Annotated in this window: 14 protein-coding genes; 6 read left to right on the plus strand and 8 right to left on the minus strand. The window is 36.4% G+C overall.

All coding sequences use genetic code 11. From position 1 onward, the window contains the following. Positions 1–1,047 carry a hemolysin family protein gene (locus MKX29_RS20575; RefSeq protein WP_341107424.1) on the plus strand — a complete coding sequence of 349 codons (1,047 nt, stop codon included), beginning with the start codon at positions 1–3 and terminating at the stop codon, positions 1,045–1,047. A 205-nt stretch (positions 1,048–1,252) separates the two neighbouring features. Then, entirely contained in the window at positions 1,253–2,491 is a 1,239-nt protein-coding gene (locus MKX29_RS20580; protein ID WP_341107426.1) for an MFS transporter, read from the plus strand. Here the strand turns inward: MKX29_RS20580 and MKX29_RS20585 are convergent. From MKX29_RS20585 to MKX29_RS20595, 3 genes are all read right to left on the minus strand, one after another. Beyond that, positions 2,422–3,252: a helix-turn-helix transcriptional regulator gene (locus tag MKX29_RS20585; protein WP_341107428.1), complete on the minus strand. Its 831-nt coding sequence runs from the start codon at positions 3,250–3,252 to the stop codon at positions 2,422–2,424. The genes MKX29_RS20580 and MKX29_RS20585 overlap by 70 nt on opposite strands. Before the next feature lie 15 nt (positions 3,253–3,267). Continuing rightward, on the minus strand, positions 3,268–4,122 hold the full coding sequence (locus MKX29_RS20590) for a DUF2268 domain-containing putative Zn-dependent protease (protein ID WP_341107430.1): 855 nt from the start codon (positions 4,120–4,122) through the stop codon (positions 3,268–3,270). Between the two features lie 75 nt (positions 4,123–4,197). After that, positions 4,198–4,650 (minus strand): DinB family protein, encoded by a 453-nt coding sequence (locus tag MKX29_RS20595; RefSeq protein ID WP_341108328.1) that lies wholly within the window; start codon positions 4,648–4,650, stop codon positions 4,198–4,200. A 556-nt stretch (positions 4,651–5,206) separates the two neighbouring features. On the opposite strand from MKX29_RS20595, the gene MKX29_RS20600 reads away from it, so the two are divergent. Then, a complete protein-coding gene (locus tag MKX29_RS20600) occupies positions 5,207–5,788 on the plus strand; it encodes a GNAT family N-acetyltransferase (RefSeq protein ID WP_341107432.1) in 582 nt (193 codons plus the stop codon). A gap of 365 nt (positions 5,789–6,153) precedes the next feature. On the opposite strand, the gene MKX29_RS20605 is transcribed toward MKX29_RS20600, so the two are convergent. Then, positions 6,154–6,282, minus strand: coding sequence for a hypothetical protein (locus MKX29_RS20605; RefSeq protein ID WP_341107434.1), 129 nt, complete (start codon positions 6,280–6,282; stop codon positions 6,154–6,156). A gap of 224 nt (positions 6,283–6,506) precedes the next feature. On the opposite strand from MKX29_RS20605, the gene MKX29_RS20610 reads away from it, so the two are divergent. The 3 genes from MKX29_RS20610 to MKX29_RS20620 all read left to right on the plus strand — a co-directional run bounded on the left by MKX29_RS20610 (position 6,507) and on the right by MKX29_RS20620 (position 8,494). Continuing rightward, the gene (locus MKX29_RS20610; protein ID WP_341107436.1) at positions 6,507–7,235 is read left to right on the plus strand and encodes a nucleotidyltransferase domain-containing protein; all 729 of its coding nucleotides are present in this window, start codon (positions 6,507–6,509) and stop codon (positions 7,233–7,235) included. Between the two features lie 142 nt (positions 7,236–7,377). Continuing rightward, complete coding sequence (locus MKX29_RS20615; protein ID WP_289433802.1) at positions 7,378–7,971, plus strand: histidine phosphatase family protein; 594 nt, start codon at positions 7,378–7,380, stop codon at positions 7,969–7,971. Beyond that, positions 7,955–8,494 (plus strand): HAD-IIIA family hydrolase, encoded by a 540-nt coding sequence (locus tag MKX29_RS20620; protein ID WP_341107438.1) that lies wholly within the window; start codon positions 7,955–7,957, stop codon positions 8,492–8,494. Before MKX29_RS20615 ends, MKX29_RS20620 begins: the two co-directional genes overlap by 17 nt. Before the next feature lie 129 nt (positions 8,495–8,623). On the opposite strand, the gene MKX29_RS20625 is transcribed toward MKX29_RS20620, so the two are convergent. The 4 genes from MKX29_RS20625 to MKX29_RS20640 form a co-directional block, all read right to left on the minus strand. Then, a complete protein-coding gene (locus tag MKX29_RS20625) occupies positions 8,624–9,466 on the minus strand; it encodes a metal ABC transporter permease (protein ID WP_281203044.1) in 843 nt (280 codons plus the stop codon). Further along, positions 9,403–10,119 carry a metal ABC transporter ATP-binding protein gene (locus MKX29_RS20630; RefSeq protein WP_281203043.1) on the minus strand — a complete coding sequence of 239 codons (717 nt, stop codon included), beginning with the start codon at positions 10,117–10,119 and terminating at the stop codon, positions 9,403–9,405. The genes MKX29_RS20625 and MKX29_RS20630 overlap by 64 nt, the downstream gene beginning before the upstream one ends. A 179-nt stretch (positions 10,120–10,298) precedes the next feature. Next, positions 10,299–11,837 carry a metal ABC transporter solute-binding protein, Zn/Mn family gene (locus MKX29_RS20635; protein WP_341107440.1) on the minus strand — a complete coding sequence of 513 codons (1,539 nt, stop codon included), beginning with the start codon at positions 11,835–11,837 and terminating at the stop codon, positions 10,299–10,301. 79 nt (positions 11,838–11,916) lie between these two features. Continuing rightward, positions 11,917–12,894 carry a ZinT family metal-binding protein gene (locus MKX29_RS20640; RefSeq protein WP_341107442.1) on the minus strand — a complete coding sequence of 326 codons (978 nt, stop codon included), beginning with the start codon at positions 12,892–12,894 and terminating at the stop codon, positions 11,917–11,919. Between the last annotated feature and the right edge of the window lie 124 nt (positions 12,895–13,018).

Consider the following 13,018-nt stretch of genomic DNA (forward strand, 5'->3'; position numbering starts at 1 on the left):
ATGGACGGTATGATTATTTTAAATCTATTTCTTGTTGTTGTGTTTATTATTTTAACCGCGTTTTTTGTTGGTGCAGAGTTCGCTATTCTTAAGGTGCGAATGTCACGAATTGACCAACTGATTGAAGAAGGAAATAAAAAGGCTAAAATATCGAAAAAAGTGGTTGTGGGGCTCGATTATCATTTATCGGCATGCCAATTAGGAATTACTGTTACCGCCCTCGTACTCGGTGCATTGGGTGAGCCAACAGTAGAAAAAATTTTACATCCTGTTTTTGAACGATTCGAAGTATCTAAAGCAACAGCCACTTTATTGTCGTATTTCATTGCTTTAGCGATTGTCACGTTTTTCCACGTTGTCTTTGGAGAATTAGCTCCAAAGACATTGGCGATCCAATATTCAGAGAAGATGACATTGTTACTTGCTCCTCCATTATATTGGTTTGGGAAAATAACAAAACCGTTTATCAAATTCTTAAATGGAGCTTCGCAAAGTCTTCTAAGATTGTTTGGTGTCGAACCGTCGAAACATGAAACAGCGCATACAGAAGAAGAAATAAAGTTGATTGCCACACAAAGCTTCGAAAGTGGTGAGATTAACCAAGCAGAACTTACTTATCTAGAAAATATTTTTAGTTTTGATGAACGAAAACTAAAAGATATCATGATTCCTAAAGCAAGTATCATTACACTTGAAAAAAACATGAGCCTTGCCGTATTATTAGATATTTTAGAAAAACACGCTTTTACTCGTTATCCTGTTAAAGACAAGATAGATGGAAGGATTAAAGGTTATATAAATGCAAAGGAGTTATTAACGAAAAGTCTAGTGGATCAAAATATATCTATCAGTGATCTTATTCATGAAATTCCAAACTTTCTAGAGACTTCTCCAATTAAGGAAGCCTTACTAACGATGCAAAAGACAAGAAAGCATATGGCACTTATTCATAATGAAGAAAAGCAAGCCGTTGGTATTGTCACAATGGAGGATGTTCTAGAGGAAATTGTTGGTGAAATTGGTGAGGAAGGCAATAGGGTAAACTAACATTTATATGATTTACCTAATGCGTGAGAGTTTAAGACCGACCATAGGCCTCGTATGGTATCGTAATTAGGATTATCATCTTTTATATTTTTGATAAGAATGATACTAAACAATAGTAAGTGGTATGATCTTGTGCAAAATATATGCAATATCATAGCAGAAAAATCCCTCGCTCAACTATAAGGTAGTAGGTGAGGTGAGCGAGATGTATCAATCAATTCTACGAAACAACCGGGCATTCAGGTTTTATTTACTTAGTAAAAGTTTCACAAGTTTAGGTAACATGATGATAAATATGGCTTTATTGTTTTTTGCTTTCTCATTAACGGGTTCATCTAGCTATGTAACTGCTATGGTTGCCGCTCAAGTGTTGCCATATTTGTTATTTGGATTAATAGGGGGCGTATTAGCGGATTGGATTCCAATTAAGAAATGGCTTATTCGAATGGAAATTATTAAAATACCGATAATCATGGTAGTGATTGTTTTATTTTATACTCAGCAATTACAGTATTGGCAACTTATTTTTCTCTGTTTATCTATACATACAATAGGTTGCTTATATGACCCTGCGAGTAGAGCGTTATTGATGAAAGTGACGGTTGAAGAAGAGAGAACGACGGCCAACAGTTTAGTTGACTCTATTACAAGAGGCGTTGTTATAGTAGGACCCATTGGAAACCTCATCATTTTAGCTATGATCGGTAAAATACATTTTTTTACATTTTCGATAGTTAGCTATCTTGTTAGTGCAATATTCCTTTCTTTTGTGACGGTTTACATTCATAGTGACATCAAAACGAATCATCTAAAAATTCACAGGTCCTTAATGGAATTTTTTCGCTGGTTAATACAGCACCATATTCTTAGGAAAGTCATTTTCATCACTGTTGTGATTGTGTTTTTCCATACTTGGGTCTGGCAAGTTGGATTATTTTTATTAGTAGAACAGTTGGTTACAAAGGGAGAAGAATGGTACAGTATTTTAACCAGTTGGTATGGCCTATTTGTCATTGTTGTTAATGTAATCATTCCTTTATTTATCAAAAGGTTCACCATGATGCAATATGTAATTGGTTCCTTTATTTGGGGAGCTGGCATTAGTATCGTCGGTTTAGTTAATGGGCTCCCGTTTTTGTTTATTGGTGTGTCCATCGCAGCGATTGGTCTACCGATTTCAGGGCTTGCTAGAGTTTATTTGTTACAAAAACACCTACCAGACGAGATGTTGGGCCGAGGCTTTAGTTTTAGCGCATTTACTTTATATTGTGCGAATGCCTTTTCCTTATTATTATTTGGTTTATTCTCACATATTGTACCAGTAAGATTCCTCTATGCAATATGTGGCCTTTTTATATGTCTCTTCACATTTTATTACTTCGTGAAGTTGTTTCGAAATGTTCGAGGTGAAATGCCATATACTCTTTTAAAAAGGCGATTATAGACAGCAATGGATGAAAAACCTGCGTTCAGAGCCGTATCGAGAATAGTCGTATCATTCTGTTTCAATGAAAACAAACTTCTTTGCAGACGATAGATTTGTAACCACGAATAGGGCGAAACCCCGACGATTTCTTTAAAATAATGAGAGAAATAATAGACATCCCAATCAATAATTGTTGCCATGTCCTTGAGGGTCCATGGTGATTGATAGGCTTCTTTTAATGAGGAAGTGACTTTGTAAATAGCAGGTGCTACGGTTTGATAATGCTCTGTTGGTAGCTGATGGTTATTCGTATGTATCGTGTGTTTTAATAGAAGGATCGCTAGCTGTGTGTAGCTGTTCTCAAGGAATAAGCGAAACATCGGCTGTTGATCGTCTTCTTCTAGTGTCATCATTTCAATTACCAGCTCAATCCATTTCGTGATCATTGGATTGAGCTGAATAACCGCTGCAAATGCAATATCAATAGGTTCAACACCAAAAGATTCATTCACATCTTTTAAAAAAGAAGGGTTGATTTCAATAAGAAATTTTTGCTTTTCAACAAATAATTGCTGATGAGGTGTAAATGGATCAACCATAATAAATTGATTAACCTTTAGTTTTTTCACTCTTTGTGATAGATGGTAATGAATGGGTCCGTTTAGAGCATATATCAATTTATACGAAGCATCTGAACGTAATAAGCTTTCTTGTTGAAAGGTGTTTTTATAGAGAAACAGTCCCTTTTTTGAAGGAATTAATACATTTCCATGTTGCATAAGAGCTCTCCTATCTTAATCATAGTTTTCCTCATGATTACCTTCTTTAAAAATAGTGGCAGCGTCTTGTTTTGTCCATTCCGGAATACTCATTTTCGGATTTTTCTCAATGTAATTTTTCACCATTCGGTAGCCTTCAGAATAGCCGTACAATGGTGGCAGTGGATCAAATCCGCCATAAAGAATCTCATTAGAGTGCTCGAGTGTTCCTGTTTCGAAATGAGGTGAAGCATAATCCCATGCCTCTTGGTCATAAATCTCATTTGTATTGATCATTTGTTGATTAGGGTAAATGATCTCTTGAAACATCACTGCCTTTCCTTCAAAAACCATATTATCTAGGACAGTCCATTTCTCAGATGGCTCTCTATATGCAGCTTGCCAGGCACTATGATGATATTCATGAGCGAGTGTAACCTTAAAACGATCGATGGAAAGGTACTCGTCAAACAAAATGAGAATCTTATCTGATCCTACTGCCATTCCAAAACCAGGGTAGGAAACAGGAAGTAAGCAGACATTGATTTCCTTTTCTATCGGTAAGGCAGCAGCAGAAAGCTCTAATGCTTCGGATAAGCTATCTTTTACTTCCTTACTATTCATCCGTTCGATGGCTCTTTGTAGTTTGTCGAAATTCTCCGGGTTATGTGACAATACATCTTCAGCGATATGAAGAAATTCGCCGTCAAGAAAGCAATCATTATAAATAGGATCAATGACCGCTTCTTTATAATCTGCGAATATAGCATCTTCTTCATCATGATCTTTTATGTACCTTTCCATTAAATGTTGGATTTCTACAATATTAAATGATTGTCCGTTTTCAGTTTGGAAAGACCAGTTCGTTTCTAATTTTTCATTCCTACTCATTTCAGAACACCCGCATAATAAAAACAACACTGTTAAGCTAAGACAAAAATAAGGAAAACGCATAGATACCTCCGATTAAAATTTCCGCCCAATGTAGCTAGCAGAGACAGGGTGTAAATTCAATTCTCTCGCCCATATAGACAACTGGCCGATATGATGAATTTCATGGGCAATTATATGATGAAGAATCGCAGTCACATTTTGGTGACTAGAGTCCCAAGGAATAAATACTTGTTTATCTATAGGTACATCATGAGGAAAGGTAGCGCTTATTTCAGTTCTTAGTTGATTTGATAGATATTGAATACGATCAAGTGTCTGATAGTCACTATAATCAAATAGTACATCTTCTTTTCCATTGATACACCGTAGCCAGCTATACTCCACATCAATGATATGGAAGAAGGTATAAAGAATACTCCTGACACCACCGACCTTCTCCTTTAATAGTTCATCAGGAGGGATGTCTTTCAACAGTGTCAACCATTCATCTCTCACTTGCCAATTGTATTGAAAGAACTGGAACAAAATCATTTCACTCCTCTTACAAAATTACATTTTTTCCAAAATATGATACTATTAATTATAGCAAAAAAAGTAAAAGGAAGTTGAACAATTGCAAAAAAAATAGGAAATACAGAAAATAAAATAGGCTACAAATTATAAATTGACCAGATAATCACCTGTATCAAATTTCCACCTGTTTTTTATTGCAATCGAAATGTAAGGTAAAGCATGGAGAAAAAGGGCGTGCTCTTTTTATTTTCAAATGGATAACTGAAATCTCGAGAGAAAGACATTCATGCCAAGCAATTTCAAAATAATAGTAATCACTATTTCGTTTTACAAAAAAGGCATTGTTTCTCGCCAATCTTGTTCTATAGAATGGGATGTGAGGCCGTTTAGCAAAGTGTGTTGGTTCTATATCCATAGAAACTGGACTTCTCGTTTGTTTATTTAATGCCTTTTATCTTTAATCATAAAGACTTTCATATTGAAAGGAGTGATTGCCATGTTCACAATGAATCTAACAATAATTGCATGTAGGTGTTTAGGGGGATTCTTTTACTTAAGGAGAGAGTAAATGGAAATAAGAGCTTATAGACCAGAGGATGAAATAGGTTGGGTGAGATGTAGAGTACTTGCCTTTTTGGATTCAGCTTATTATGACAATGTTTTAACTGCAAAAGAGCATTACGAAAATCAAGCGATTGAACTTATAGCTATCACGGACCAAACAGTTGTCGGTTTGATCGATGTAGAATATGAAAATGAAGAAAGAAGTGTTTGTTTCCAGGGGAGTGGACTCGGTGGCATGATATGGCATATCGCTGTCCATCCAGATTACCGAAGACAAGGGATTGCGCGCGCATTACTGACAGAAGCTGAGCGAATAGCTCGTAAAAAAAACATCCATCGGTTAGAAGCGTGGACGAGAGACGATAATGGAGTCAACAGTTGGTACCAGCAAAACGGATTTACTAGTGATTACTCCTATCTTCATCTTTATATCAATGAAGAAGAGGGTAGTGATGTCATTTATAGCAAAGATAAAAATATCCTACCAACGACAACCTTCGCGCATTATGTCGGTGATAACAAAGAAGAAGTGAAGTCACAGTATAAGCGAGCATATGAATGTTTTTGTTATGAGAAGTTTCTGTAAAACCAAATCTATTATAAGTATGATAAAGATTAAATAGAAAAAAGAAAAGGCATGTTGGATGTTTCACACCATGCCTTTCGCAAATTTATAGTTCCCCATTTTTAACTCTCTCAATAACTGTAAATAAAGAAGTATAGATTTCGCGTACTTCATTTTTTTGGTCCTTATTAACCTCAATCTTATAACGTAACTTCCACCCCTTGTACCCATCTTTTATAGAGACGTATTACAGACCAAAATAAAATTACTATCATCATTAATCTTTTTTGCTGCTATTTCATAGGAAATCCGTCCAGAAAAATCTCTAAACAGAACTGTACCTGCTTTCGATTGTATAAAGAAGAACGGAAGCTTTCTGTTTTTCTTTAAATAATTGGATATAGCCATCTATCGACTATAGTTAAATACGCCTCTGCATTTAATACAGCATCAAATTTTATTTGATCAATGGCTGATAATTTTTCTAATGATACCGGCGTAAAATGAACTTGCACTTCTAAAAATTCCGGTGTTTTTCCTAACATAGTAATATAAAGAGATGTGCCATCAAGTAATTTTTAACCTCTTGTTTATTTATTGCTACATCCACTTATAAAAGCTAGAAAGCCACAATTTTCAAGATTAACCTATTCATAACTTAATAGTAAAAGGTTATACTAGGTTATACATTGGTATATTGTAACATTTTTGTCAATAAAATTAGAAATGGGTGATATTATTGATTAAGCAAACAGCTATAGAAACAGCAGAGAATTTTATTGAAGCATCTTTCCCTCGATGTGCAAGTGCAGTATTAGCTGGAAGTGTTGTCAGGGGAGAAGCGACGGCAACTTCTGATTTGGATATTGTAATTTTTACAACATGTAGAGAGTCTTATCGCTATTCTTGTATAAAAGATGATTGGCCTATCGAAGTATTCGTCCATAATTACAACTCCTATCGTGCGTTTCTCCAAAGTGATTATGAACGAGCAAAACCTTCCTTAGCAAAAATGATAACGGAAGGAATCATCTTGAAAGAAGATGGAATGTTTAAGAAAATAAAAAAAGAAGCTGCTGACTTGTTATACCTTGGAACAGCATTATGGGATGCAAATACGATTGAAATGAAACGCTACTTTTTAACAGATGTATTAGACGATTTATCTGGTTGTAAGGATAGAGCAGAAGGTGTATTCATTGTGCAAACATTGGTTGAAAGATTAGGAGAATTCTATTTACGAACGAAAGGGCAATGGATAGGCGACTCAAAATGGTTATTGCGAGCACTAAAAACCTATGACCCTCATTTTGCTTCCAAACTAACCGACAGTTTAGAAGAATATTATAAGAAAAATAGCAAAGCGGGGTTAATCGCACTTACTTATGAGGTGTTGCTTCCATATGGTGGGAGATTATTTGCAGGCTTTTCCCTAGGTAAAGAGAAACATGAGGGAGGAGCAGAATAAAGAATGTCATTATACTCCATTCTTAGCGTAAGAAGAGTGGAGATTGTATAAAGGATTTTTTATTTGGATTTACGTTAACTATAAGTATCTAAATTTTCTGAATTTTTTTCGAGTCTTATAGAGAAAGATAGGGGGAAAAGCTATGGTAACGACAATATATATGGTTAGACATGCAGAATCGCCGTTTATATTTGGTGAGGAGAAAACAAGAGGTTTATCACCAAGGGGAAGAGAAGCAGCAATTAAGGTCACTGAGGTTTTAAAGGATAAAAAGATTGATAGAGTCATCTCTAGTCCATATACACGCGCAATCGAGACTGTTCGAGAGGTTGCAGAAAATAGGCAGCTACAAATCAAAACATATGAAAATCTAAGAGAAAGACCAATTAAGGGGCTCGATTACCATGCAGAAGAAAAGGAATTATTATCCGCCATTGAGCAGTCATTTAAAGACGAAAATTACTGTTTAGTTGGAGGAGAATCCACAGTTGCTGCGCAAGAACGTTCTATCCCAGTCATAAAAGAGATTTTAAACAATTACATGGGAGAATCCATTGTCATTGGAACACATGGAAATATCATGACGATTATAATGAATTACTTTCAAAAACAGTATGATTTTCAATTTTTTCAACAAACGACTAAACCTGATATTTATGAGATGATATTTGCTGAAGAGAAACTGCTAACGGTTAATCGCCTTTGGGGGAAAGGTCACCATGAAGAAAAACAATAAATTACAAGCTGTTTTCTTAGATAGAGATGGCACAATTGGTGGCGATGACACCATCCATTATCCTGGGGAATTTAGACTCTTTCCCGGTGTAACAGAAAATATAAGCAAGTTACAGGAAAAGGGAATAAAGGTTTTTGCTTTCACGAACCAACCAGGAATTGCGGAAGGATTAACGACAAAAACGGCATTTATTCACGAATTACTTTCTTTCGGATTCGATCAAGTGTATATTTGCCCTCATGCCCCTGAAGCGGAGTGTAAATGTCGCAAACCAAATCCTGAGATGCTCCAGCAAGCAGCAGAAGATTATAAGCTTTCCCTAGCTCGAACCGTCGTAATTGGCGACCGCTGGAGTGATATGGTTGCCGCTTCAAAAGTAGGGGCAATGAAAATCTTAGTCAAAACTGGGGCAGGAAAGCAAACATTAAAAGAGCACCAGGAGAGACTCAAAGACATTGAGTTGGATAAGGTGGTTGAAGGGATAGAAGAGGCCATGAACGTTATTCATCGAGAGTATATATAAATGTTCGATATGTACGGAACGCTATTGAAAAGTATCTATAAGATAAATTAAGGGTGGAAATAGTATCCCCACCCTAACAAGACATAGAACCAGAACCTTATGAAGCTTGATTTTATGATGTTGTACCATTTACTGCTGTTCTTTCAAAGTAATTTTTTCCTTTTGGTTTTGTTTCATCACTTTTTTTACTATGATTGCTATCACAAATAGGGCCAATAAGATTAAAGTGATAGTGGCACCCGGAGGCGTACCATACTCATAAGATGTAAATAAACCACTTAACATACCAGTCAACGCAATAGGTATCCCTAATAGAATTGTGCTTGCGAAGCTACGGCTCAATCGCATAGAAATGGCTGCAGGAAGAATTAAAATGGCGGATACGAGCAGGGAGCCAACTATAGGCATAATAATAGCAATCGTTACTCCGGTTAATACATTAAAAGCAATCGACATCGTTTTGATTGGTAATCCAGCAGTAAACGCTGTTTCTTCATCAAATATTAAAACGTACATCGCCTTACGGAAAATGATATACAGTATGACGATGATTCCCGCTAAGAGGTAGAGCATCCATACTTGTTGTGTGCTAATTGTTACGATAGAACCGAATAAAAACTGATTGATATTAAGTGTAGTTCCACCTTGGTTCAAACTCATTAAAAACAATGCTAAGGCCATCCCGCCAGACATTAAAATAGCAATTGAAACTTCTGAATAGGTGCGATATAACATACGTAAGTATTCCAGTAAGATCGCAATGATCACCACCATGATAATGTTCGTCCAAGTCGGATTGATACTAACTAATAATCCAAGTGCTACACCAGCTAAAGAAACATGAGCTAGAGTATCTGCCATCAGAGACTGTCTCCGTAGTATGAGAAACAAGCCTAGCATAGGGGCAATTAAAGAGATGAGAATCGAGGCTTGGAAAGCTCTCTGCATGAATTCATAGAGAAACATCTCCAAGGCAATTCCTCCTTTCGAACAAGTTCAATATGTTTATTACAATAATTTCGTAATTCGTCGTGGTCGTGCGACACCATCAGAATTGCTTTTTCGTGTATTTCACTTTGATGTCGCAATAATTGGTAGAATTCCTCCCTTGATTTTTTATCCATTCCCGTAGTAGGTTCATCTAGAACAAATAAGTCCGGATCTGTAGCAAATACACGTGCGATCGATATTCGTTGTTTTTGGCCTCCTGATAATTCACCAATTTTTTTATGACGCATTTCCCATAATCCTACAGATTCAAGGGATCGTTTCACTTGATCTTTATCCGCTTCAGTCAACTTTTTAAACCACTTGCCCCTTTGATAGAGTCCTGATTGAACTAATTCTAAGACTGTACTAGGAAAACCAATATTAAATGAAGATACTTGTTGGGGAACATATCCAACCACTAACTTCTCACCATATCGATTAGTAGGAGACTGCGTAACTTCCCCCATAGTAGGCTTAAGCAATCCTAAGATATTACGTAACAAAGTTGTTTTTGCGGCGCCATTTTCACCGGTTAACATGACAAAATCACCCGGGTTTAGCTCAAATGAAATATTTGTTAAGACGGGTTCTTTTTCGTAGTGGAAAGAGAGATCATCTACTTTTATATAGAACACTTTTTCATCTACCTTTCTTCATTTTCCAAAAATAAGGTGGAAGGATTGCAGGATCGTCTATCTGATTTTTTATCTAATAGATAGAAGTTAAATTAACCAGATGGGCAAACTAGAATGATGCAAATCCAAACCTTTGGTTAGTTAGCCTTTTTTTAAATAACCGCCTTCACCAATTGATCCTAATGTACACTAAGTTGCAATGCTTTAAGGTTATGACGCATAGCTTCAATATAACCTAAGTTATTTTCTAATAATTCATCAGAAAGTACCTCTAAATCATACAATACAGCTGTGTCTGTTCCTGTCTCTGATGCAACGGTTTGAGCAATGGAGGAGCTCGCTCCTTGTTGATAATAAATCACAGGTACGTTATTCTCTTCAACTAAATGACCGATTTCAGCAATACGTGATGGACTGGGCTCAACTTCTGTAGATAATCCCCCAATCGCAATTTGTTCTAGGTTGTAACGTTTCGCTAGATGGCCAAATGCCTGGTGTTGCACGACAAAAACACGATTTTTCGCATCTTTTAAAGTAGTTTGATATTCCTCATCTAGATCCTTAAGTTCATTCATAAAGGATTCAGCATTCTTCTCATATATTTCTTCTCCACCTGGATCTGCCTCAATTAAGGCATCACGAATCGCTTTGATTTGATTTTGTGCTAAAACTGGATCAAGCCATATGTGAGGATCTTGTTCTTCATGATCATCAATTAACACAGATACAGGGTTAGATTCTGCCTGAATATGATGTTTATCATCATAAAGAACAGCCTTCAATTCGAAGCTTTTTCCTGTTGTTTTGTATTCAAAATGATCGGTTACTTGTTTTGGTACTGCTTTCCATTCTTGGTTAGCATCTTCTCTCATCATCCAATGCCAATGATTATGATTGAATGAATCATTCGGCTCAGCTTCTAGTGTAACAACATCACCTGTATGATAATGATCTGCTAACCCTTTTATGTTTATTTCCGCTTCCTTCTTGGAATGGTTATGTTCAGCGTGTTCAGTGTCTACCTGGTTATCATGGTTATCAATATTAATTTCTACTGGCTCTGATTCTGCATATTTATTATGATTATCATCATAAATAACTGCACGAATGTTTAAACTTTTCTCTGGAGCAACCATTGTCAACGTATCAGTACTTTGCTCAGAAATAGCTTCCCATTCTTCACTCTCATCTAACTGCTGATACCAATGCCAGTGATCATAATCAGCATTTCCTGTTAATTCAGCTGAAAGTTGAATATCATCACCCGTATGGTAATGATCTGCTACCCCATTGATCTTCAATTGTTCTGTTCCAGTTGAGTCGTGTTCATCATGCACATTGTCATGTTTTGATTCATCGAGACCGTCTGCAGCACGTGCTATAACGAGATTGTTGTTCTCTACCGTATTAAGTAGGCTCTTTACCCAATACTCCATTTCTTCACTACTGTAGACAAACACATCTGCTTGACTGACAGCTGCTACATCTTGGGCACTAGGCTCGTAGTGATGGGTATCTTGACCTTCTGAAACCATAAGTTGAACATTTGCTCGATCACCAGCTACTTGTTTGGTGAATTCATACATCGGTAAGAAGGAAGCGACAACAGTTATTTCAGGTTTATTCTTATTTCCAGCTTCTTTTGAATTTTGAGACTGACAACCAAAAAGAAATGCTATCACGGTAAAACATATGAATATAGTTTGGTATTTTTTCATTTTATCTATGAATCTCCTTGTTATAATGTGTTGCAAAAGTAGAGAGAAGAGAGGACCGATCCATCTCTTCTCCAAAGTATTAATGAGCTAATTGATCACGGACAATATCATCGCCGTCTAAGTTAGATGGATAATAAGTCGGCCAGTGAGTTACTTCTTCCAATAATTTCTCGCGATCATCTCCCCAATAAAGATGAAAATGACTAGATTCCTGAGGGGATATAATATGGTCACTAAATTGAATGTATTGAGGCATCTCATTAGATTTTTCTGCAAGTTTATAGATAAAACGAACACCACGATTTCCTTTTTCATAAGTCAGAATTTCATAGCCATCATATTCGTAGTCTCCAGAAAACTCTTCTCCGTCCTTGTAAAACGTTACATTACCATTATCAATAACAATACGCTCGACGTCTGTTACATAACCTTCTGTATAATAGTCTTTGTATTCTTCCGCAGTCATGTCACCTTCTTCAGCTTTCTGTGCAAAGACTTCATCTAAATCACCATTTAAAAGGTAAGGGTAGACAGACTGCCAATCGCCTTCCCAGTCTGTTAATTCACGATCTGCTACTTGATCATCGTCAAAATACCCTTGATAAATCTGTTTGCTTTCTTCATCATGCCCATGATGATCATCAATAACAATCGTTACTGGTTCTGATTCAGCAAATACCTCATGATTATCGTTGTAAAGAGCTGCTTTAATTTCTAAACCATCGACACTTGCTTCGCCTGAGAAGGTGTCACCTTCTTGACCAGATGCAACCTCCCATTCTGATTGACCACTTTCTCTTGTATACCAATGCCAGTGATCATAATCAGCCTCTTCACTTAATACAGCAGCCAACTCAATGGTATCCCCAGTGTGATAATGATCACCTAAGCCATCGATCGCAATAGTTGCTGTTTCTGCTGAAGTTGCATTATCATTTGTAGATTCCCCTTCTTCTGTAGAAGTACTGTTAGTAGTTGCTGTTTTTTCTGAATCTTGGCAAGCTACTAATGCTAAACTTAAAGCCACTACACTTAAATATAAATACGGTTTTTTCAAAATAAACATCCTTTCGCGTTGAATTTAATCGTAACGATTACGTTTTAAAGAATATACTTTTAGAAGGCTGATCAATATGTATAGAGTATGATTTCTTCAGGGCAGATCTTTATTGGTTAATCGT

This window comes from Cytobacillus sp. FSL R7-0696 (assembly GCF_038006865.1).
Lineage (GTDB): Bacteria > Bacillota > Bacilli > Bacillales > Cytobacillaceae > Cytobacillus > Cytobacillus kochii.